This window comes from Klebsiella sp. Sb-30, from assembly GCF_057652795.1.
This window is the reverse complement of sequence record NZ_CM172749.1, coordinates 2707774-2731057: the sequence shown is the minus strand read 5'-3', so window position 1 is coordinate 2731057 and position 23284 is coordinate 2707774. Positions and strand designations below refer to the sequence as shown.

The 23284-nt window shown below is 57.9% G+C and carries 18 protein-coding genes and 1 riboswitch; of the genes, 10 read left to right on the top strand and 8 right to left on the bottom strand.

The window, feature by feature from the left end:
• Positions 1-28 precede the first annotated feature (28 nt).
• On the bottom strand, positions 29-1270 hold the full coding sequence (locus AC236I_RS12820) for an MFS transporter (RefSeq protein ID WP_086816643.1): 1242 nt from the start codon (positions 1268-1270) through the stop codon (positions 29-31).
• Positions 1271-1357: 87 nt separating this feature from the next.
• The gene (gene hpaD, locus AC236I_RS12815; RefSeq protein WP_487608510.1) at positions 1358-2371 is read right to left on the bottom strand and encodes a 3,4-dihydroxyphenylacetate 2,3-dioxygenase; all 1014 of its coding nucleotides are present in this window, start codon (positions 2369-2371) and stop codon (positions 1358-1360) included.
• Between the two features lie 339 nt (positions 2372-2710).
• Between hpaD and AC236I_RS12810 the strand changes: the two genes are divergently transcribed.
• The 4 genes from AC236I_RS12810 (at position 2711) to AC236I_RS12795 (ending at position 7984) form a co-directional block, all read left to right on the top strand.
• A complete protein-coding gene (locus tag AC236I_RS12810) occupies positions 2711-3142 on the top strand; it encodes an OsmC family protein (RefSeq protein ID WP_004861784.1) in 432 nt (143 codons plus the stop codon).
• A 124-nt stretch (positions 3143-3266) separates the two neighbouring features.
• Positions 3267-4136, top strand: a complete 870-nt coding sequence (locus AC236I_RS12805) for an oxygenase MpaB family protein (RefSeq protein ID WP_032717429.1) — start codon at positions 3267-3269, stop codon at positions 4134-4136.
• A 415-nt stretch (positions 4137-4551) separates the two neighbouring features.
• Positions 4552-5469 carry a bestrophin family protein gene (locus tag AC236I_RS12800; protein ID WP_004861790.1) on the top strand — a complete coding sequence of 306 codons (918 nt, stop codon included), beginning with the start codon at positions 4552-4554 and terminating at the stop codon, positions 5467-5469.
• 214 nt (positions 5470-5683) lie between these two features.
• Positions 5684-7984, top strand: a complete 2301-nt coding sequence (locus tag AC236I_RS12795) for an FdhF/YdeP family oxidoreductase (protein ID WP_004861793.1) — start codon at positions 5684-5686, stop codon at positions 7982-7984.
• Positions 7985-8030: 46 nt separating this feature from the next.
• Here the strand turns inward: AC236I_RS12795 and AC236I_RS12790 are convergent, their stop codons facing one another.
• Both AC236I_RS12790 and AC236I_RS12785 read right to left on the bottom strand, forming a co-directional pair.
• On the bottom strand, positions 8031-8651 hold the full coding sequence (locus tag AC236I_RS12790) for a LysE family translocator (RefSeq protein ID WP_032717430.1): 621 nt from the start codon (positions 8649-8651) through the stop codon (positions 8031-8033).
• An 83-nt stretch (positions 8652-8734) separates the two neighbouring features.
• The gene (locus tag AC236I_RS12785) at positions 8735-9535 is read right to left on the bottom strand and encodes a helix-turn-helix transcriptional regulator (protein WP_088911762.1); all 801 of its coding nucleotides are present in this window, start codon (positions 9533-9535) and stop codon (positions 8735-8737) included.
• Between the two features lie 186 nt (positions 9536-9721).
• On the opposite strand from AC236I_RS12785, the gene AC236I_RS12780 reads away from it, so the two are divergent.
• The gene (locus AC236I_RS12780; protein ID WP_004861802.1) at positions 9722-10603 is read left to right on the top strand and encodes a LysR family transcriptional regulator; all 882 of its coding nucleotides are present in this window, start codon (positions 9722-9724) and stop codon (positions 10601-10603) included.
• A gap of 135 nt (positions 10604-10738) precedes the next feature.
• Here AC236I_RS12780 and AC236I_RS12775 read toward each other — a convergent pair whose 3' ends face one another.
• The 3 genes from AC236I_RS12775 to AC236I_RS12765 form a co-directional block, all read right to left on the bottom strand.
• A complete protein-coding gene (locus AC236I_RS12775; protein WP_004861807.1) occupies positions 10739-12148 on the bottom strand; it encodes an MFS transporter in 1410 nt (469 codons plus the stop codon).
• A gap of 219 nt (positions 12149-12367) precedes the next feature.
• The gene (locus tag AC236I_RS12770; protein WP_004861810.1) at positions 12368-13390 is read right to left on the bottom strand and encodes an ABC transporter substrate-binding protein; all 1023 of its coding nucleotides are present in this window, start codon (positions 13388-13390) and stop codon (positions 12368-12370) included.
• Between the two features lie 8 nt (positions 13391-13398).
• Complete coding sequence (locus AC236I_RS12765) at positions 13399-15468, bottom strand: TonB-dependent receptor (protein WP_487608509.1); 2070 nt, start codon at positions 15466-15468, stop codon at positions 13399-13401.
• 426 nt (positions 15469-15894) lie between these two features.
• On the opposite strand from AC236I_RS12765, the gene zapE reads away from it, so the two are divergent.
• Positions 15895-16920 (top strand): cell division protein ZapE, encoded by a 1026-nt coding sequence (gene zapE / locus AC236I_RS12760; protein ID WP_484636634.1) that lies wholly within the window; start codon positions 15895-15897, stop codon positions 16918-16920.
• Positions 16921-16971: 51 nt separating this feature from the next.
• Here zapE and katG read toward each other — a convergent pair whose 3' ends face one another.
• Positions 16972-19149 (bottom strand): catalase/peroxidase HPI, encoded by a 2178-nt coding sequence (gene katG, locus AC236I_RS12755; protein ID WP_015584359.1) that lies wholly within the window; start codon positions 19147-19149, stop codon positions 16972-16974.
• A gap of 566 nt (positions 19150-19715) precedes the next feature.
• A riboswitch (guanidine-I (ykkC/yxkD leader) is annotated at positions 19716-19814 on the top strand.
• A 56-nt stretch (positions 19815-19870) separates the two neighbouring features.
• Here katG and AC236I_RS12750 point away from each other — a divergent pair.
• Genes AC236I_RS12750 through AC236I_RS12735 form a run of 4 tightly spaced genes read left to right on the top strand, consistent with a single transcriptional unit; the run spans position 19871 to position 23278 of the window.
• Complete coding sequence (locus tag AC236I_RS12750; RefSeq protein ID WP_004861822.1) at positions 19871-20929, top strand: putative urea ABC transporter substrate-binding protein; 1059 nt, start codon at positions 19871-19873, stop codon at positions 20927-20929.
• A gap of 24 nt (positions 20930-20953) precedes the next feature.
• Entirely contained in the window at positions 20954-21769 is an 816-nt protein-coding gene (locus AC236I_RS12745; RefSeq protein ID WP_004861825.1) for an ABC transporter permease, read from the top strand.
• A complete protein-coding gene (locus AC236I_RS12740) occupies positions 21766-22545 on the top strand; it encodes an ABC transporter ATP-binding protein (RefSeq protein ID WP_004861827.1) in 780 nt (259 codons plus the stop codon). Before AC236I_RS12745 ends, AC236I_RS12740 begins: the two co-directional genes overlap by 4 nt.
• Positions 22546-22549: 4 nt before the next feature.
• Entirely contained in the window at positions 22550-23278 is a 729-nt protein-coding gene (locus AC236I_RS12735; protein ID WP_004861830.1) for an urea amidolyase associated protein UAAP1, read from the top strand.
• Positions 23279-23284 lie beyond the last annotated feature (6 nt).

The following is a 23284-nucleotide window of genomic DNA, read 5'->3' as shown; positions in this document are numbered from 1 at the left end:
TATCGGCAGGCCAGCTGGCCTGTCATAGTCAGTTCACGGACGATTTGTTGATGCCAGCGCCGTCCGGGGCGCGGTGTTCAGCGGCAGGTTTATGGTTCGGATCGCGCAGCCAGACGGGAATGCCGACCAGACATACCGCCAGTCCCACCAGAACCAGCAGCGATAGCGAATGGCCGGTATGATTCTGTAGAGCATGGAAAAACAGCGGCGGTCCCAGGAACACGCCAATCAGCGTCAACTGGGTGATAAGCCCGCTGGTGGCGCCAATGCTGTCGCGTGAAGGGGCCACCACCGGCGCCAGTGCCCACATTCCCACCAGCAGCCCGCTGCCAAAGGTAAAGACCCACGACGCCACCAGCGATGGCCACAGCCCCAGCTGCAGGCTGAAGATGACCAGCGCGGGAATACCGGTCAGTACGATGCCCAGCGCGCCGATAAGCATCGCGCGGACGCCACGGTTGAGCAGGGCGCCGACCATCAGACAGCCGATGCCGTTACAGACCATCGCCACCACGTTCCAGCGCGAAACCGCCAGCGGATCCACGCCATAGCTTTTCGCCAGCCACGGTGCGAGGGTGGTGATGACGCCGGTTTGCAGAAACGCATCGGCGCCGAAAGAGATCCCCAGCAGCCACGGCAGCGGGCTCTTCAGCACGTCGCGCAGGCCCCGGGTACGGGAGAAGATGATTTTTTCTTCCGCACTGCGTCGCGGCAGGCAGCATTGCGCCACAGCGGCCAGCAGCAGGGTCAAGACCGAGTGGGCCAGGAACGCCACCCGCCAGTCGCCAAAGTGTTCGGCCAGACCGGCCGAGAGAAACGGCAGCAGAAAACTGGCGGGGACAAACGTTGACCACAGCGCCATCGCCATCGTCCTCTGCTTGCCGGTTGTGATGCGAATAAGCAGGGTGACGGCGGCGACGGCGGTCAGGACATAGCCCACGCCGGTAATCGCCCGACAGATCAGCAGCAGCGTAAAAGTGGGGGCAGCAATCACCAGCAGGTCGCCGGCAACAATAATCACCGCGCCAATCAGCAGCACCACGCGATCGCCGAAGCGGTCAACGGTATAGCCTGCCAGCAGCGCGCCGAGAGCGACCATTAAGGAAGGGAGCGACATGATCAGTCCCACCTGGCCGTGCCCGTCGATATGAAACGCGTGTGCAATGGCGCCCAGTTCGGTGACCGCTTCACTGACGGTCATCGCCGCCATCACGCCGAGGGCGTAGGTCACCAGAATTCTGAGATAAGCATTTTGAAAAAATGTAGCCACAATCGTACTCCTGGATGCTGTTAAGTTTGCTCACAGGCCGCGCGCGGCGCCGGAGCGTTGAGGTACAGCGTGTGACGATGTGCAATGTCAGGCGTCGTTGGCCATCGCCAGAAAACGTTCCAGGTCCGGCGGTTCAACCCGCAGCCGCGGAGGCTGCGGCGTCACGCCCACGAACGTTGTGGCCTCGGTAAACCATTTGTTTTGTGCCGGCAGTCCCCACTGATCGGCGCGTTTGGGATCCGCCAGATCCCAGCCGACGGCAGGTTCCGGGTCGATGTGCTGATAGTGGGTGTTGAACAGTTCAATGCGGTGGCCATCAGGGTCGCGAAAATAGATAAACAGCGCGCCGCTGATGCCGTGACGTCCAGGGCCGCGCTCCAGCTGCGGCGCGTAGCCCAACGCTCCGGCCACGTCACAGGCGCGAATCATGTCGTTGCTATCCGGGATGGTATAAGCGAAATGGTGCAGGCGAGGGCCGACGCCGTTAGTAAAGACAATATCGTGCGGGTTGCCTTTACGCTGCATCCACACCCCCCAGAGCTGCTCATTGCCGTCCAGCGTTGACCAGGTGTATTCGCTGGTGCGAAATCCCAGGCGCTGGTAGAAATCAAACGCGGTGCGCACGTCGCTGGCCTGCAGCTGATAATGATCGAGACGCTGGGCACAGGCGCCGCGGTAGCGATCGTACTGTTTAAACATTCGTTCGCGCGGCTCCATGGCCGCGCAGAACTCCAGCGGCACGCCGATGCTGTCGCTGACGTGCAGCGTCAGACCCTGCCAGGGGACATCAACCAGTTCGGCATTCGCTCCTTGTGCGGCGAAATAATCCCGCGCCCGTTTGACATCGTCCTCACTGTGGACCCGCATGCCGATGCGCGCGCAGCCAGGCTGTGCGCTTTTACGTAGCACCAGACTGTGGTGACCGCGCTCTTCCAGGCCACGCAGCCAGACGGTGGAGGCATCTTCATCGCTGACGATCAGGCCCACCAGCTCGCGATAAAAATGTTTACTTGCTTCAAGGTCCCGTACGTTCAGGACGACATGGCTGGCCCGGGTCACATTAAAAGGAGGCTGGCCGACTAGCTCATTGATCTGCTGCATTGTAGGGTTCTCTCTTTCAGTCATCGCTACAGGTATCGGATACGTAGCAGCTCTGTGGCCGCCTGTTCTGCTCAAGACAAAGCCCAATTGAGATATATCTTTTATCTCGATATATCTAGTTGTGAACTGATAGTAGATGAGCGGAAAAAATTCGCTATGGCGCGATGATGAAAATGTGATCTGTTGCGCGAATGTTAATCATTGTCATTTTCGTGTTAAAAAAACGACAGAAGGCGCCACCTGATAATTTTTTGTTTTATAGGGGATTTTCCTAATCCACCCCCGAAAGACGCCTCACCATCTATACTTTGGGTTCGACATACCAACAGGAGCGATTACATGGCAATCCATAAGAAAGGTCAGGCGCACTGGGAAGGGGATTTAAAAAGTGGCAAGGGGACCGTTTCGACAGAAAGCGGGGCGTTGAGCCAGCAGCCGTACGGTTTCAATACCCGTTTTGAGGGAGTAAAAGGGACCAATCCGGAAGAGTTGATAGGCGCTGCGCATGCGGCCTGCTTCTCGATGGCGCTGTCGCTGATGCTCAGTGAAGCCGGCTATACGGCCACGGCGATTGATACGGTGGCGGTGGTGACGCTGGATAAATCCGGCGGCGGTTTTGCGATTACCCAGGTGGCGCTGCAGAGTCAGATTGTTCTGCCGGGCATTGAAGCCGATGTCTTTGACGGCATTATCCAGAAAGCGAAAGCCGGCTGCCCGGTATCGCAGGTGTTGAACGCTGAGATTAGTCTCGACTACCAGCTGAATCCTTGAGTCTTTAGTGCCCGTTGCTGGCGGGCACTCTGCATCCTCGCTGCGGATAAAGTCACGGCCTGCACATGAGTCCCGTGCCGAATAGTGGTATGTTTTGCTGTCACGGAGAGAATCAGGCAAAACAATGACCAGCATACGCGGAATGATAGAAGCTCAGGTTCTGGGCTTAACCGGCATGGCGCTGAAAGAGATTGATTTCGAGCACCCGCAAGGGGAGCCGGGGCTGTTCGGCCCCCGATCGGCCATCTGGCAGGTACACGGCGACTTTACGTCGATGCTATGCGGAGGCGTGAGCGCACTGTTGCTCCAGATGTTGCACCCGCTGGCGCTGGCCGGCGTCTGGGATCACTCCAATTTCCGCGACGATATCTTCGGCCGCCTGCGGCGCACCAGCCAGTTTATCTCCGCGACCACCTTTGGCACCACCATCGATGCGGAAAGGCTGATTGCCAAAGTGCAGGGCATTCACCTGCGGGTCAGCGGGCAGGATAAAGACGGCACGCCGTATAAGGCCAGCGATCCGGCGCTGCTGACCTGGGTACACGTGGCCGAATGCAGCAGCTTTATGGCATCGCATCTGCGCTATAAGCGTACGGTGGTCAGCGAGGAGCGACAGACGCAATATTTCCACGAGGCGGCTGAGATTGCCCGCCGTCTGGGCGCGCGCGATATCCCGGTGACGCCGCAGCAGGTGACGGAATATCTGCAGGATATGCGCCCGCGTCTGCGCTGCGATGAACGTACGCGGGAGGTGGCGAACGTGCTGCTGACCACCCGTTTACCCGGCCGTCTGACTCAGCCGGCAGGCCAGTTGATGATGCGTGCCGGGATTGATCTGCTGCCGCCCTGGGCGCAGGAGATGCTCTCTCTGACGCTGACTCCCTGGCAGCGGCATACCGCCCGGCTTGCGGTACAGGGTATCGCCAGGGTGCTTCGCGCATCGGTACGCAACGGCGCCTATCATTGTGCGATGCGCAGAATGGCCGTGAATTAACGTTTTTGTCGCGGATAGCACCTGTCGGCTATTATTTCAGAATAAAAAAGTCGGCGCGATTTATATTTTTATGCGCGTTTTCGGCCCTCTGTGAATTAAATTATCGGCTCGCTGGAATCGATTGCGTGTGGGCCCCGCGACAGGTGCGTTAACTGTCCAGAGGAGGCTGACGCCGGCAGGTTGATAATGTAGCCACATTAATCTCAGGGTTGATTCATTGGCGCTCTACCTCGCATCCCCGCAGTGGTTTTCATATTGCCCGATAAATAAAAAAGGACCATAATTATTGCGCCATTATTCCATCGCATATTAATGGTTAATAACAAACGCATTGTCGTGTTTATGTTCAATAAAATAATCCAATCGGTTAATAGATATTATCTATAGCCAGACTGGGCATTCAGGAAGTCATACAATGATCATCCGACCAGAGCAACACTGGTTCCTTCGTCTGTTTGACTGGCACGGCTCCGTGCTGTCAAAAATCATTTTTCGCCTGCTGCTTAACGTCCTGATGTCGATTATCGCCATCATCAGCTATCAATGGTACGAACAGCTGGGTATCCATCTGACCGTGGCGCCCTTTAGTTTGCTGGGGATAGCCATCGCGATATTCCTCGGTTTTCGCAACAGCGCCAGCTACAACCGTTTTGTCGAAGCGCGTAATCTCTGGGGGACGGTACTGATTGCCGAACGCACCCTGATGCGTCAGCTGAAAAATATTCTTCCGACGGAGCACCAAACGCATCAAAAAATCGCCAGCTACCTGATTGCCTTTAGCTGGAGTCTGAAACACCAGTTACGTAAAACCCATCCCGGGGCTGACCTTAACCGGCTGCTGCCCCCCGATACCGTCGCGGAGATCCTCGGCAGCTCGATGCCGACTAACCGCATCCTGTTGCTGGTCGGTCATGAGCTGGGCCAGCTGCGCGAAGCGGGGAAGGTGAGCGATATCACCTATGGTCTGATGGACAATAAGCTCGACGAGCTGGCCCACGTGTTGGGCGGATGCGAACGCCTGGCCAGCACGCCGGTCCCTTTCGCATATACCTTGATTCTGCAGCGTACGGTCTATCTGTTCTGCACCTTGCTGCCTTTCGCGCTGGTCGGCGATCTGCACTACATGACGCCGTTCGTGTCGGTCTTTATCTCTTACACCTTCTTGTCCTGGGATTCGCTGGCGGAAGAGCTGGAAGATCCGTTTGGCACCGCGGCGAACGATTTACCCCTCAACGCCATGTGCAACACCATCGAACGCAACCTGTTGGATATGACCGGTCAGCACCCGCTGCCGGAAACGCTGCAGCCCGACCGCTACTACAATCTGACCTGATGGTTCTCTCTGCGTAACTGTTAAATAAGTTAAATCTAACGCGTGATAGATAACATTGATTATACAGTTGCGATCCCGATTGTTATGCTTTCGTTAACAAAAACGTCCGCCGCGGTGTTCTCCGGCGGACGAACTTTTTCACGTTGCGGATCGCCCTGATTAAGGTGATTCGGCACGTCGTTCTCGCTTATCGACGGCGCATTCTGGAGTAGATATGAATATGAAAAGACGCTCAGTACCTGGCGTGCATCCTTATGATGGCCCGGCCGGCGGCTGGGGCGCATTGAAAGCAACGGCCATCGCCGTGCGGACACAAATGGATGCCCTGGAGGCGCCCGTCACCCTGCTGCGCACCAATCAGCCTGACGGCTTTGACTGCCCCGGCTGTGCCTGGCCGGATAAAGAACACAAATCTACTTTCCAGTTTTGCGAAAATGGCGCCAAAGCGGTGACCTGGGAAGCGACCAGCAAACGCGTTACGCCGAAATTTCTGGCGGCGAACACCGTCACTTCGCTGTTGGCCAAAAGCGACTTTGAGCTCGAAGGCTACGGTCGCTTAACCCATCCGCTGGTCTACGATCGCGCCAGCGACACGCTGCGCCCGACCAGCTGGGAAAGCGCCTTCGCGCGTATCGGCGAAGTGGTCAGCGGCATGCAGCCGGACGAGGTCGAGTTCTATACTTCCGGACGCGCCTCCAACGAAGCGGCCTGGCTGTTCCAGCTGTTTGCCCGTGAACTGGGCACCAACAATTTTCCCGACTGTTCGAATATGTGCCATGAATCGACCAGCGTCGGGCTGCCGCAGTCGATCGGCATCGGCAAGGGAACGGTGTCGCTGGATGATTTTGATAAAACCGAGCTGGTGATTTCCATCGGCCATAATCCGGGAACCAACCACCCGCGTATGATGGGGACGCTGCATGAGCTGGCTCGTCGCGGCGTACCGATTATCGTGTTTAACCCTTTGAAAGAGCGAGCGCTGGAGCGTTTTGCCGACCCGCAGAATGTTATCGAGATGGCAACCCTGCGCTCGACAAATATTGCCTCTACCTATTTTCAGGTGAAGGCCGGTGGCGATGCGGCGGCGCTGAAAGGCATTGCCAAAGCGCTGCTGCAGATGGAAGAAGAGCAGGGTAGCGTCCTCGATCGCGCCTTTATTACTGAACATACGCAGAACTTCCCGGCGTTTGTCGATGATTTGCAGAAGACCTCCTGGCAAGATATCGAACGCGAATCCGGTCTCACCCGCGCTGACCTGCAGCGGGTTGCCGACGCTTACGCTAAATCGAACGCCACGATTGTGACCTATGGCATGGGGATCACTCAGCATAACAAAGGCACATCAAACGTGCGGCTGATCGCCGACCTGCTGCTGATGCGCGGGAATATCGGCAAACCCGGTGCCGGGATCTGTCCGTTGCGCGGTCACTCCAACGTCCAGGGCAACCGCACCGTCGGGATTACCGAGAAGCCGGGCGCCGCCTTCCTGGCGAAGCTGCAGGAGGTGTTTGGGTTCGTGCCGCCACACAAGCATGGCCATGACGCGGTAAAAGCGCTGCAGGCGATGATCGAGGGCAAATCGAAGGCTCTGCTGTGTCTTGGCGGTAACTTTGCGGTGGCAATGCCCGACCATGAGCGCGCGTTCCCGGCAATGCGCGGGCTGGATCTCAGCGTGCACGTCGGGACAAAACTGAACCGTTCGCATCTGCTGGTAGCGAAAGAGACGTTTATTCTGCCGTGTCTGGGCCGCACCGAGCTGGATATGCAGGAGACCGGGCGGCAGTCGATCACCGTGGAAGATTCCATGTCGATGGTGCACGCCTCGTCAGGAAAACTGAAACCGGCCTCGCCGCTGCTGCGTTCAGAACCGGCGATTGTTGCCGGTATGGCGATGGCGACCCTGGCAAACACTAAAGTCGACTGGCGCTCGCTGGTGGCAGATTACGACCGTATCCGCGATCTGATCGAACGCACCATTCCCGGTTTTGATAACTACAACGAGCGTATTCGTCACCCGGGCGGTTTTCGCATGCCGCTGCCGCCGACGGAGCGCATCTGGCCAACGCCAACCGGGAAAGCCATGTTCTCGGTGTTCCACGGCGTACATGAGAACGTCCATGTTGCGGGCGAGGAGGTGCTGCGGCTGGTCACACTGCGCAGCCACGATCAGTACAACACCACCATCTACGCCATGGATGACCGCTACCGCGGTATTTTTGGCCGTCGCGACGTGCTGTTTATGAACGAGCAGGATATGGCCAGTCAGGGATTCGAGCACGGCGACCGGGTGGATATCACCACCGCGCTGCCGGACAGCGATTTGCGTCTGGAGGATATTACGCTGGTGGCCTACAACATCGCGCCAGGCACCGTTGGCGCCTACTATCCGGAAGCCAACGTCCTGGTTCCGCTGGACTACATTGATGAAGAGAGCGGCACGCCTTCTTATAAATCCGTGCCGATTCGTCTGACCCTGCGCTCGAAAGAGATTCGGCCGGTCTCCGGCCTGCGCTAATCGGCCCGCGACCGCTGCCGACCTCAACGTCGGCAGCAAACTCTCGCTATTCTGGCGCCAGTACCAGCTTGATGCCAAGGCCGACAAAACCGGCGGCAAAAGCGACCCGCAGCCCCAGTAACACCCTGGGACGGGTCAGGACATAGCCGCGCATCGCGGCCGCGCAGGCGCCGTATAACATAAAGACCAGTAGCGTCATCAGCATAAAAATCCCGCTCAGCGTCAGCATCGCTTCCCCCGGGGAGGCGGCATCGCTGCGGATAAATTGCGGCAGAAAGGCGAAAAAGAAGAGCGGCAGTTTCGGGTTGAGAAGGTTAATCATCACGGCATGCGTGATGATTTTCAGCGGTGAATCGGCCTTGTCGCGGCTCTCTGGCGTGAGCGCGCCCCGTTGAGCGAGCGTATTCCATGCCATGTACAGCAGCCAGGCGACACCGAGATATTTGATCGCACCGAAGAGTTCCGGAGTGCGGTGGAGCAGCGCCGCCAGACCGGTGACGGCGGCAAGCAGATGCGGAATGATACCCAGGGTGCAGCCGAAAGCGGCCGCGAAGCTCCTGCGTCTTCCGGCAGCGAGTCCGGTGGCGATGGTGTAGAGCGTCCCGGTGCCGGGGGCGAGTACAACCAGCAATGAGGTGAGTAGAAATTCAGGGCTGATGAACGACATGGCGGTGTTCCTGTGAGAGAAATCAGTCGCTCTGAGTATTTCGCCACACCGCGGGCGCGTCTTGAATAAAATTGCAGGCGAGGTTACCGGACGGAGTGATAGCTGCCCGGGGTGGTGCCGAACTGTTTTTGAAAGGCGCGAGTCAGATGGCTTTGATCGGCGAAGCCGGCCATCTGCGCCGCATCGGCGGGGGAATGTCCGGCGCTTAACAGCCGACGCGCCAGCCGTACCCGGGACTGCACCAGATAGGCATGCGGGGTAATGCCCGTTTCGCGGGCGAAGCCGCGGATCAGCTGGAAACGACTCATGCCGCACAGCGCGGCGAGCATGTCGAGGGAGGTTTTTTCCTCCGGCGCATCATCAAGATACTCTTTTGCCAGCGCGATGGTCGGGGAGTAACGGGCCGGTGCCGTCCGGACGAGACGATGGCAGCCGGTTGCCCGCAGCAGACAGAGCAGCAGCCCCTCTTCAAGCGCCGTCTCATCGCCCGTGCGGGCGGTGATTTCAGCGAACAGTCGCTGCATGAGCAGGCGCAGCGGCGGGTCGTCGACCACCGGGCGCAGCAGGATATCCTCACTTTTGACTGCGCCCTGAAATTCATCGGTGACGAGCTGCGGATCGAGGTAGAGCATTTGCCAGCTGCGGGGACCGTTCAGCGGAACGCCATCGTGCATTTCTCCCGGGTTGACCATAATGATCTGCCCGGCCGAGGCGTCAACCTGGCCAAGATGACTCCACGAGCGCTGGGCACCGCGAATGAAAATACCGAGGCCAAACTGCTCGTGAGCATGGCGCGAAAAGTGCTGTTCGGTCAGCAGCGACATGGCCTCGAGACCGGGGAGAGGCAAGTGATGCTGCTGGACGTGATGGATGCGGGGCGCCATGTGCTCCTCCCGAAGCGGTTTTGTGCGAGTGTAGTCCGCCGATCGTCACTTCCGCAAGCGCCGGACCGGCTTGTATTTGTCCGATGCTGAACGTAACATTTAACTAACATACTTTTGACCGGGCGAGGGGAGTCTGCATCGCGCCGGCCGTTCGCATATAGCGAACGGCAACACACTGGATTAACCATGGATATTAAACAGCTCAAATACCTGATCGCACTCGATCAAACGCGTCATTTTGGCCAGGCCGCGGCGCTGTGCCATATCACTCAGCCGACGCTTTCGATGCGCATCCGCAATCTGGAAGAGGAGCTCAATCTGGTTCTGATTCAACGCGGGCAGCGGTTTGAGGGGTTTACCGCGGAAGGCGAACGTATTCTGGCCTGGGCGCGGGCGCTGCTGGCGGCTCATGACGGGCTGGAGGCGGAAGCGGCGATTTGTCGCGGCCAGATGGTGGGGCAACTGCGGGTAGGGATGGTGCCGCTGGCCAGCCTTAACCCGATGCAGCTGATTAAACCGCTGGCCGGGAAGTACCCGGAGCTGCAGTTCAGCCTGCTTTCTCTCACCTCGGAGCAGATTATCGATGGCGTCAGCCGTAATCAGCTCGATCTGGGCATTTGCTACCTTCACCACGTCGATAGCCAGCTTTTCAACATTAAGCGGCTGCCGGCAACGCGAATGGGGTTGCTGCATGATAAACGCCATTTTCAGTTTGCCGAAGGGACGCCAGACTGGGAAACGCTGGCCGCATTACCGCTTGGTTTTCTCACTAAAGGAATGCATTACCGTGAATCCATTGAGATGAGTTTTAAGAGTAAAGGGTTCACGCCGAAATATGTTTTTGAGAGCGATTCTACCTTCCAGATTATCCAGGCGGTGCAGGCGGGAATTTGCTGCGCCATTATGCCGCTCAACAATGGTCTGGAGGCGTTAAGCGATAATCTGGAGATTATTCCCATCGCCGAAACCGAAGTAGAGTCAATGCTGGCGCTGATCATGCGCAACCAGCAGCCGGTCTCGTCACTGGCGGAGAAATGTTTTGCCGATGCGCAGGTCATTTTTAATTAATATGGCCGGGGGATGGGAGGCCGTCCCTGGGGCTCAATGGCATATTCATTTGGCAAACTACGGCTTAGTGCGCTGACGATTGCCCGCCATGAGCCGACTGCGCCGCCGATAATCACCCGGCGGCGCAGCGGACAGTCAGATATTTTCCAGCTCGATACCGCGGGTTTTCGGGCCGTAAATACCCACCGAGAGCATCACCATCAGCATGCTGGCCACGATGAAGCTAATCACCCCCGGGGTGCCGGCGTATTGTAAAATCAGGCCGATCAGAAGGCTGGTGAGCGCCGTTGACAGGCGGCTGAACGAGTAGCAAAAGCCCACGGCTCTGGCGCGAATCCGCGTCGGGAAGATTTCCGCCTGGTAGGCATGATAGCTGATGGTCAGCCAGGCGTTGGACCAGGTAATCATAAACCCGCAGACAACCAGCATCACCGGATTATTCTGCAGCGCAAACAGGGTACCGAACACCACCGTCATCAGCGCGGAAAGAACGATCTGCCACTTATTCTCAAACCGGTGGACAAAGCGGGTGCAGAACAAGCAGCCCAGCGGGTAGGCGAGAGTGATAAAAAAGGCGTACAGCAGGCTGTGGGTAATGCTCGCCCCCTGGCCGGAAAGCAGCGCCGGCAGCCAGTTGCCGAAGCCAAAAAAGCCGATCGCCTGAAAGAAATTCATCACCATCAGCATGAGGGTTCGTCTGCGGTATTCCGGCGCCCAGATCTCTTTAAAGGTTCCACTTTTGCGCTGCGCTTCCCGGGTGTCCGGGATATGCTGCGGCGAAGGCGTGACGCCACAGCGCCGCTCCATCTGACACATCACCGCGTGCGCATCCGCATGGCGACCTTTCACCTCCAGCCAGCGGGCCGACTCCGGCAATTTTTTGCGGATGACCCAAATGATCAGCGAACACAGTGCGCCAAAGATAATCACCCAGCGCCAGCCGCTCAGGCCGAACAGCGTCGTCGGGACCAGCATCCATGACATCAGCGCGACGGCGGGAACCGAGAGAAACTGGATAAAAAAGGCAAAGGCGAACGCTTTGTTGCGCAGATGGGTCGGGACCCATTCGCTCAGGTAGGTGTCGATGGTCACCAGTTCAATTCCCAGCCCAATACCAACCAGGAAGCGGCACAAGATGACCCCTTCGGCGCTGTTCTGGAAAGCCATCAGCAGTGAAAACGCGCCGTACCAGGCCAGCGCAAACATAAAGGTTAATCGGCGGCCCAGCTTGTCCGCCAGCGGCGCCAGCAGACTGGCGCCGATAAATAATCCGAAGAAGGTGGCCGAGGCAAATGAGGCCTGATCGGAGATGCCAAAAATGCCCTGTTGGTCGGTATGAAAAATATGTTCTGCCAGCAGTCCGGTACTGATATACCCGGTCTGAAAAAGATCGTAGAGCTCAAAGAAGCCGCCCAGCGCCAGCAGAGTAATAAACGACCACAGGCCGACAGAGGCAGGCAGGGCATCAATGCGGCGGGTTAAGCTGGAGTGGGGGTGTTCTGCGGGTGCAAAAGGCGCATCCCCCAGAACCTGGGTGGTAGACATATTATTATTTTCCTCAGATAAAATGTTTGCCTGCTAATGTTATTAGATTGTTAATGGTTTTAAATTTTTAATTCCTCTTTCCATGGGACTTCCACAGCAAAAAATCTCGCCGATATGCAAAATGTCTACTGGATACGCTGGTTTCTTCGTAGAGTGGCCGACGGATTTGAAGTAAATGACCATGACACCGGCGGCCAGCATGATGCGCTGATCCGCTGCTTACCGGCCCACTTTTACCTGCGGCGGCAGCGCCTGTAATATCCGCTCTGCTTCCGACCCGGTCAGCGAATAATCGAAAAAGCGCTGATAAAAATCGCGGGTGATGGCGATCATATCCAGATCGTTAAAACGCTGTGGTTGCAACCGTTTCGCCGCCCATTGGATCTGCAGCGCACTTTCCGTGCCGTAGCGATCCCACGGGAACACGCCTGCCGGATTCTGCCAGACCTTGCCGTTTTTTACCGCCCGTAGCGGCGCGAACAGCTTGCCATAAGCCGAGTGCTGTAAATCGCCGCACCCGGCGCCGAGGATGATGATATCTGGCTGCCAGGCGAGCACTTTCTCCGGGGAAATTTCCTGCATATTGCCGGAGATTTCCGCCGCGGCGTTTCGCCCACCGGCCAGGTGAATCCAGGTATCGATTAGCGTATGGCTGCCGTCAACCTTAAGAGGCTTCAGCGACTGGATATGCAGCACCCGCGGCCGCTCGCCGTCCGTCAGACCCCGGTTGCGCTGAGTGGTAACGGCGATAACCTGTTGCAGATACCGGTTGTACGCCTGGGCCCTGGCCCGAACCTGGGGCGTATCGAAGACCGCTGCGGTGGTCTCTACGGCGTGGGCCAGCGACGGGTAGTCGGTAAAGTGCATTTCCATCACGGCTAATCCCGCCTGGCGATAGGCGTCCGCATCGCCATTGCCCTGCGCCACAAAGACCACCTGAGCATCGCGCGTCAGCAGCGCTTCGCTGGTGAAGTGGGGGCCGCGACTTATCAGCACCTGATTGAGCCGGGGAGCGATATGAAACATCCACGGGCGGCTATCCGGACGGTTAACCGTGGCGACGATACGGTCGCCGACGCCGAGCGTCATCAGCAGCGAGTGGTGCGCGAACCACCCCTCTGCCACCTGAGTCACCCGATCGGGCAATATCACCGGGTGCCCGGCATCGTCCGTCACCTGACGGTCGGCCAGCACCGGGAAAGCGAGTAGCAGCGAAAGCAGACCAGCGGCTATCTTTTTCATGTCGTTCCTCAGAAATCAAACTGTACTGACGCCGTCGCTTCGCGCGGTGCGCCGGGCTGAGCGCTGGCGTAACCTGCGCCGGTATAGCCTGTCAGCGCGCCGGGCACGATGTTGGTCCAGTAGTGGCGATTAGTAATGTTAGTAATTGCTAACCTGAAGGTGGTGTCGGTGCCAAACAGTCGGGTGCGGTAGTTGCTGCCGATATCCACGGTGGTATAGCTGGCGACCCAGCTGTCATTGGCATTATCCGTCGCCCGGCGCCCGACGTAGTGAATATTGCCGTTGACGTCGAGTCCAGGAACCGGGTCGATGCTGTAAATGGCCAGCAGGTTGGCGGTGAAGCGCGGCAGGCCGACAACCTGCTTATCATCGGCATCCGCGCTCGAGGTATTATGCAGACGCGGGTCGAGCCAGGTAGCGCCGCCGAACAGTCGCAGGTTAGAGGTGACGTGTCCGTCGGCCATCAGCTCCAGCCCGCGGTTTTTTTGCGTACCGTCTTCGGCAAAATCGCCGCTATCGTTGGTGTAGGCGAACGGACGTTCGGCCTGGAATAGCGCCGCGGTTAAGAGCAGGTCGCGGTGCGGGGCATATTTCGCGCCGACTTCCAGCTGATGGCTACGATAAGGGTCGAGAACCTCTCCGGCATTGCTGGCTCCGGCCGGCGTCGTGTCGCCCTGTTGCATGCTGTTTGCCCAGGTCGTGTAGAGCGTCACATTCTCCACCGGTTTATACATCAGACTGGCTGAGCCGCTGGTACCCCGGTCATCATGATTGCTGCTGCGATTTCCGCTTTTGTTGTAATTGTCGACGGTGAACAGGTTTTCGCTACCCGAGAGCAGCAGGCTCCACTGCGGGGTGAAAGTCAGCGTATCGCTCAGTAAAAAAACGTGCTGCGTGGTGGTGGCCGAATGATAGCGATCGGTAAAGTCCGGGTAAGCAGGGCGGGCGTAATCCGGATTTTCCGCCAGCGAGGCGTGTCCCAGCGTTTGCGTCCCGCCGTTGCGTGGATTGTCGTTTTTCCACACGAAACCGCGCATGCCGACCGCCAGATCATGCTGCAGCCAGCCGGTCTCGACGCTGCCGGTAAGATTGGCAAGATAGCTGTTGATGGTAAAACGGCTGGCGGCAGAGTTGGCGGTTGTGGTGGTGTAATGGCCGCGATTGTCGGTGAGCGTATTGGTCACGGCGGTGGATTCGCGGTCGGCAATCTGGCGCAGTACGCCAATGTCCAGCAGCCAGTTACCGTCAAAATCATGCTTAATATGCAGGCTTCCGGTTGTGGTGGTGTCGTCGTTGCCGGCGTAGTACTGGCCATATTGGCTTTTGGTCGGATCCAGCGGTGACGGGAAACGGGTGCCTTTTGCGAGGGCAAAAGTGCCGGGAAGACCTTTTTGATAGAAGTGGTAGTAGCTGAAATTGCTCTCCAGCACCGTCTGGTCGGTCAGCTGGAAGTCGAGCGCCAGACCCGCATACTGGTTGCGCTGACGGCTACCGTGGGTATAGCTGCTGCCGTCCTGCTCCCGCAGATTGAGGCGATATTTTACTCTGTCGGCCGCGTCAACCGGCCCGCTCAGGTCCAACGCGGCATTCGCGCCGGAGGCGGTCCCTCCGCCAACGGTTACCCTGCGCAGCGGCACATCGGTAGGCCGTTTCGAGACCAGGTTAAACATGCCTGCCGGGTTCGCCGGGCCATATAACGCGCCGGCCATACCGTTCAGTACCTCAATGCGTTGAAACTGTTCAGCGGGGTACTCGGTGGTCGACACCACGTTCAGGCCATCAATCATGCTGTTCTGGACCACGCTGCCCTGCATACCGCGGGTTTGCGGACGAACGCCGTCGCCCTGGACGGAGGGCAGATAACGGTAGATATCTTTGACGCTGCTGGCCTGCACCTGGCGGGTCAGAGAGTCGGAGAGCGTCTGCACGGACCACGGAACGTTAATCAACTTCTGCTTGCCGAGGTTGCCTACCGTAGCCTGCTGTTCAGCGGCAGGCGTAACATCATCAAGGGATTGCGTAAGCGGTTCTGCGGTGACAACCAGGGTTTCTGCCGCATATACGGGCATCGCCGGCATAATGAGAGAACAGGGAATCATCCCGGTAAATAAAACGAGTTTATATGAGCGCATTAATTTTGAGTTCAGACGAATGAAAGCGGAATGAGGCGGGTAAAATCTCGTCTCTGTCTGAAGGGTACGGTTTTTATTTGTATGACAAAAAGATAAAAAACATCGCTGTATATGTCAATATATAACGTTGGTTTTTGTAGGTCGGCACAGTCAACCTGCTACTGAATAAACAATGCTATTTATCTGTTTTTGCAGGTTTTAGTCTGCTGATGTGCCCCTGAAGAGAGCGATGGATTTTTTCAGGTCCGCGAGAGGTATAAAACCGTTGTGCTGCAGATAAGCTTGTTATTGTCGTGCAGGGAAGGTGTAATTGATGAGGATTCCTCATCTTTTTCCGGGGCAGATGCGCCGGTAACACCACGAAGAGCGAAAATGACGCAAGGAATGACTGAATTCAGGTTTACTTCGTTTATGGCGCAGCGGGCTCAGGAGCTGGCGTTGGCCCTTGATGCAGATCAGCAGGCGCTGGTTAATCAACTGGACACGCTGGGGAGCGGACTGACCTCAGGCAAGGCCGCCGGCGCCAAAGGGCTGTACGTCTGGGGGCGTACCGGGCGCGGCAAAAGTTTTATTATCGATCATTTCTTTACCAGCCTGCCGCTGGCGGAAAAGCGCCGGGTGCATTTCCACTATTTCTTTCGCGAACTGCATCAGCGGCTGAACGCGCAGCCCGCGCTAACCCTGCCTGAGGTGCTGGCACAGATGACCGACGGCTGTCGACTCCTGTGTTTTGATGAGTTCCATCTGCACGATCCGGGCGACGCCATGTTGGTGAAAGCGCTGCTTACGCTGCTGTTCCAACGCGGCATCATTCTGCTGGCTACCTCCAACTATCCCCCGGATCAATTACTGGCTAACCCGCTGTATCACGAACGTTTTGTTCCGTCGATTGCGCTGATCAAACAGCACATGACGATAGCCGCGCTCAATGGTGAAGAGGATTACCGGGCGCGCCATGCGCCGGCGGAAAATCCATTCTGCCGCGGGAGGTTTCTGGTGCAGCCCTCTGCACAAACCCGCCAGCGACTTGAACTACCGGAACCCTGCGTCAGCGCGCAGCCGCTGCAGGTGGGCTATCGTACGCTGCAGGCCGCCTCTGCGCCGGCGCATTTTCTGCATTTCACCTTCAACCAACTGTGCATGGCGGCGACATCGGTGATGGATTATCTGGTGCTCTGTGAACGGCATGAGCGCTGGCTGCTGGATGCGGTTCCGCCTTTGCGTCAGGCAGGCCCGGCGGCGCAGCAGCGTTTTATTAATCTGGTGGATGTGCTCTATGAAAAGCAGTGTCAGCTGATCGTGGTGGCTGCCTGTGGACTGAGCGAACTGGTGGCGGATGTCGAACAGGAAGATATTCAGCGTACCTACAGCCGGTTATTGCAGCTGGGGAAAACATAAGAGGGGAAGGGGAAAAGCCCCGGCGGGCATAGCGCCAGCCGGGGAGGGAGATTACAGATCGTAACGGTCGAGGTTCATCACTTTGGTCCAGGCCGCAACAAAGTCCTTAACCAGTTTCTCCTGAGCATCCTGGCAGGCGTAAACTTCCGCCAGCGCCCGCAGGACTGAGTTCGAACCGAAGACCAGGTCGGCGCGGGTCGCGGTGTACTTGCTCTCACCGCTCTGACGATCGCGGCCTTCGAACAGTTCGCCCTGCTCGTCGGTAGCGTTCCAAACGGTGGCCATGCTGAGTAAGTTGACGAAGAAGTCATTGCTCAGGACGCCGACGCGATCGGTGAAGACCCCGTGCTGGCTGCCATCATAGTTGGCGCCCAGCACCCGCAGGCCGCCCACCAGCACCGTCATTTCCGGCGCGGTCAGCGTCAGCTGCTGGGCTTTATCCAGCAGCAGCGTTTCTGTCGAGACGCCACCTTCGATACGGCGATAGTTACGGAAACCATCCGCCAGCGGTTCCAGCAGATCGAAAGACTCGATATCCGTCTGATCCTGACGGGCATCCACCCGGCCCGGCGCGAACGGTACGCTGACCTGCACACCGGCAGCCGCAGCGGCCTGTTCGACACCCACGACGCCTGCCAGCACGATGATATCGGCCAGCGACGCTTTACCCGAGGCTTTCTGAATGGCCTGCAGCGTCGGCAGCACTTTTGCAGCAACGGCGTTCACCGGCCACGATTTCTGCGGATCCAGCGCCAGACGCGCACCGTTAGCCCCGCCGCGTTTGTCTCCGCCGCGGAAGGTGGAGGCAGAGGCCCAGGCCACCGACACCAGCTCGCTGACCGACAGTCCGGCATCGGCGATGGCGGTCTTCAGCGTCGCAATATCCGCCGGCGTTGGGTTGTGGATGGCGGCCGGTAACGGATCCTGCCAGATCAGGTCTTCTTTCGGCACTTCCGGTCCGAGGTAGCGCGATTTTGGCCCCATATCGCGGTGGATCAGTTTGAACCAGGCGCGGGCGAAGGCTTCATTAAAGGCCTGCGGATCGTTGAGGAAGCGACGGGAAATCTTGCCGAATTCCGGGTCAAAGCGCAGCGTCAGGTCGGTAACCAGCATGGTCGGCTTGCGTTTTTTCTCCGGATCGAACGGATCGGGGATCAGGTCCGGGGCGTCTTTAGCTTCGAACTGAATAGCGCCAGCCGGGCTGCGGGTCTGGACCCACTCGTATTTGAACAGGTTCTCGAAGAAGTAGTTGCTCCACTGGGTCGGGGTCTGTGTCCAGACCACTTCCAGACCTGAGGTGATCGCATCGGGACCGGCTCCGCTGCCGTAGCTGTTTGACCAGCCGAGGCCCTGCGCTTCAATCGGTGCGGCTTCAGGTTCTGGGCCTACGTGAGTGGTTACCGCTGCGCCGTGGGTTTTACCGAGAGTATGACCGCCGGCAATCAGCGCAACGATCTCTTCATCGTCCATTGCCATGTTGCCGAAGGTGGCACGAATGGCGGCGGCGGCGGAGAGCGGGTCGCCGCTGGCGTTCGGGCCTTCCGGGTTAACGTAGATCAGACCCATTTCGGTGGCCCCCAGCGGCTGTTGCGCCAGGCTTTCCGGGTGACGATGTTCGAGCCAGGCCTTTTCATGGCCCCAGTCCACGTCCAGATCCGGTTCCCAGACATCTTCACGACCGGCGCCGAAACCGAAGGTGCGGAAACCGGCGTTTTCCAGCGCGACGTTACCGGCCAGCATATAGAGGTCGGCCCAGGAGATTTTCTGGCCGTATTTTTGTTTTACCGGCCACAGCAGGCGACGGGCTTTATCGAGGCTGACGTTATCCGGCCAGGAGTTCAGCGGCGCAAAGCGCTGCTGTCCACGGCCTGCGCCACCGCGACCGTCAACGGTACGATAGGTGCCTGCACCGTGCCAGGCCATACGAATAAACAGCCCGATGTAGCTGCCCCAGTCTGCCGGCCACCACTCCTGCGAATCGGTCAGCAGTGCTCTCAGGTCTGCCTTCAGCGCGGCATAGTCGAGTTTTTTGAACTCTTCACGGTAGTTAAAGTCTTCGCCGAGGGGATTTGAGCGGTTGGAATGCTGGTTCAGCAGGTCCACGCGGAGTTGATTAGGCCACCAGTCGCGGTTGGCGGTGCCGCCACCGGCACTTTGTGTGGGCTTCCCTGCGTGAAAAGGGCACTTCCCGGCGGATGCGTTGTTAGATGAATCGTTAGACGTGCTCATATCAGGCTCCGTTTGCTTTTGTGAATGCCATTACGATATACACTGCAACCAATAAGTGATACTTGAAAGAATCTACGGAATTAATAGTTATATCCTTTTAACAACAGGTGACAAAGAAATCCATAAAAAATTTGTGGATTAAAGCCAAAATACGTAAAGCAGCTTACGTATTTTCTTATTAGCTAATCAGTATAGGACACTGTAGCGAAGCCTCTGGTGATAAAAGCAGCGGTTGCAAAAAAAGCTAAGCAGGTGAATTCTGGTCATTTACTGGTTTCCGTCGCGACGACAAGAAATAAGATTACCGCGGTCGAGTTCCTGCGTTTATATAACCCGGTAGTGCTTGCAAAATGTGCCCGGGCCTGTTTTTGCTTGATTGCCTGCGGCGGGTCGTTGGTCGCACAGATGACCTGCACCAAAGTTACGCATTGCCCCAAAACCACTCCCCATTGTGGTGTGATGCCACGCTACTTTCAGTTATCTCACTGAATTAAAAAGAACAATTTTCTGGCATGCCCTTTGCAATTAATACATCAGAAGGCAGCGCAACAGACAATCAAGATGATCCAATAGCTGGCTAGGGTTCCGGTTCACGCAGGTGAATGTCTGGTCCGAGAGCTGGCGACCTCTGCGAGGTTACACGGCGGGACAAAAGCCCGGGAGACAGCAGCACCGTCAGGTGTCGCGCTGCTCCTGTTTTTGTGCCAACCAGAGGTTCATAATGAAGACATCCCGTGTAATCCGCTCGTTCATGCTGTCGCTGGCGCTGCTGGCCAGTTTCCCTTCCTTTGCCGCCGTAAAAAAAGAGTTCAACGTCTGCTGGACGATCTATGCCGGCTGGATGCCCTGGGGCGCCATCAGCAACGAAAAAATTATTGATAAATGGGCCGCGAAATACGGCATCAAAATCAATATCGTCCAACTCAACGACTATATCGAGTCGATTAATCAGTACACCGCCGGTCAGTTTGATGGCTGCACCATGACCAACATGGATGCGCTGACGATCCCTGCAGCGGGCGGCGTCGATACCACCGCGCTTATTACCGGCAGCTATTCCGACGGCAATGACGGCGTGGTGCTCAAAGGCAGCGCTAAAACGTTAGCCGATCTGAAAGGGATGCAGGTCTATCTCCCTGAGCTGTCGGTTTCGCACTATCTGCTGGTTCGCGGTCTGGAGAAGGCCGGTCTGCAGGAGAAAGATGTCAAAGTGGTGAATACCTCCGATGCCGATATTGTCTCCGCTTTTGGCACCAGCAGCGTCCGCGCCGCCGTGGCGTGGAACCCGCAGCTGTCGGCGATTAAAAAGACCCCGCAGACCAGCGAAGTCTTTAGCTCAGCGCAGGTTCCCGGCGAGCTTATCGACATGATGGTGGTCAACACGCAAACCCTGAAAGATAACCCCGCGCTGGGTAAAGCCCTGACCGGCGCATGGTTTGAGATGATGGCCAAAATGCATGCCGGAGATGCCCAGGCGCTAAACGCGATGGCGGCAGATTCCGGCACCGATCTTGCTGGCTACCAGGCGCAGCTGAAAACGACCCACTTGTTCTGGACCGCCGCCGAAACCCTGACATTCATCTCCAGCCCGGAGCTGGCAAAAACCATGCAGCGCGTGGCGCAGTTTTCATTTGATAAAGGGCTATTGGGTGAAGGGGCGCAAAGCGCCGACTTCATTGGCATGCGCTTCCCCGGCGACGTCACCGTCGGCGATAGCGCCAATACCCGACTGCGCTTCGACGATAGCTATCTGAAAATGGCCGCCGCCGGCCAGCTGTAATCATTGATGACGGGAGTGAACGCCATGCGCCAAATTAACCGCCATCCACAGCAGGGCATGCGGCTGATGCTATTGCTGCTGCCCTTTGTGTTGCTGATCGCCGCCTGGTTTATCGGCTCCGCTATTCGCCTTGAGGCTAACCCGCAGGACAAGCTGTTGCCCGGTTTGTCGCAGATGGCGGCGGCCGTCGAGCGGATGGCGTTTACGCCGGACAAACGCAGCGGCGAATACCTGCTGTGGGGCGATACGCTGATCAGCCTGACCCGCCTGCTCATTGGGCTGGCGGTGTCCGCGCTGATTGGCCTGAGCATCGGGATCGTTGCCGGCGTGTTTCCGCTCTATCGCGCGGCGCTGTCGCCGTTGATGACCGTGGTCTCGATGGTACCGCCGCTGGCGATCCTGCCGGTACTGTTTATCGTCTTCGGTCTCGATGAACTCTCTAAGGTGATGCTGATCGTGATTGGCATCACGCCGATGCTGGCGCGCGATCTTGAACAGCGGGCGCGGGAAATCCCGGCGGAACTGTTTATCAAAGCCCAAACCCTCGGCGCCAACAGCTGGACGGTGGTCCTGCGGGTGGTCCTGCCGCAGCTGCTGTCCCGTCTGATCACCTCGCTGCGTTTGCTGCTGGGATCGGCCTGGCTGTTTCTGATATCGGCGGAGGCGATTTCCGCTACCGCCGGGCTGGGCTACCGCATTTTCCTCGTGCGGCGTTACATGGCGATGGATGTGATCATCCCCTATGTCATCTGGATAACCCTGCTGGCCTGGCTGATGGATCTGGGGCTGCGCCAGCTGCATAAAGTCTGCTTCCCGTGGGCCGAAGGAGGCCGGACATGAGTTTTATCCGCATCAACAATATCTGGCAGGAGTACGGCGACCATGTGGTGCTGGAGCGCATCAATTTAGAGGTCAAAGAGGGGGAGTTTTGTTCAATGGTCGGCGCTTCCGGCTGCGGGAAATCCACCTTTTTGCGCCTGCTGCTGGGGCAGGAGCAACCGACCCGGGGGGCGATTACGCTCGACGGTCAGCCGCTGGCTCCCGAGCCGGATCGCAGCCGCGGCGTGGTGTTTCAACGTTATTCGGTCTTCCCGCACCTGAGCGTGCTGGATAACGTGACCGTCGGTCTGGAGCTGCCATCTTCGCCGTGCTTTGGCCGTCTGTTCGGTGCCCGCAAGCGCGCTGCCCGCGAACAGGCGGCACAGATGCTGGACAAAGTGGGGCTCGCCCACGCCCTGGACCGCTATCCGGCACAGCTGTCCGGCGGGATGCAGCAGCGGTTGGCGATCGCCCAGGCCTTTGTGATGCAGCCGCGGGTTCTGCTGCTCGACGAACCTTTCGGCGCACTCGACCCCGGTATCCGTAAAGATATGCACGCACTGCTGCTCCAGCTGTGGAGCGAAACGCGAATGACGGTCTTTATGGTCACCCACGACCTGGCCGAAGGATTCAACCTCGGCACCCGTCTGCTGGTCTTCGATAAGGTACGCCACGACCCGCAGGCTCCCAACGCCTATGGCGCGCGCATTACCTACGATATTCCGCTTAATGAGACCCGGATGTCGCAGATGCTCAGCACCGGTACCGATAACAATGTCTATGCCTTAAGGAGATAGCCCGATGACAGCGCTTTTTCATACCTCACCAAATCTGCGCGAAGAATTTTTGCCGGGCGGGGGCCATACCTCGTTCATTTTACGCCGTGGACAGATCCTGCGTTTGACCGACATCGAGGGCGGTGCGAACGTCAGCATGATGATGCTCAACCCGCACGAGAAAAGCGAGCGCCTGAACCTGCCGGACACCCTCAAGGGACAGCACACCGCGCGACTGACGGCCGGACACTGTTTCTACTCCGATATGGGGCGGGTACTGGCGGGCATTATCGCCGATAGCTGCGGCTGGCACGATCCGTTCGGCGGGGTGCTCAATGCGCAAGAGACGGAAGAAAAATATGGTGCCGGTCGCTACCAGGAACTGCGCAACACCTTCCATCGCAACGGCACCGATAATCTGCTGGTCGAAATGGGCAAATGGGATCTCGGCCTCGAGGATCTGCTGATGGTGGTCAACTTGTTCAGCAAAGTCACCGTCGATAGCGAAGGGCGCTTTCAGTTTTGTGCGGGCCATTCCACCCCGGGTAGCTACGTTGAACTGTTCGCGCCGATGGATGTACTGATGGTCCTCACCGCGCTGCCGCATCCGATGAACCCGTCTGACGAATATGCTCCTCGTCCGGTCCAGCTGGACTGGTATCAGGCCGACGATGAGCAGGCGGCGGTCGAATCGCTGTTTACCCGCGATGAAAACCAGCGCGCCTTCACCAACACCCACCTGTTCGCCCTTTGAGGAGCC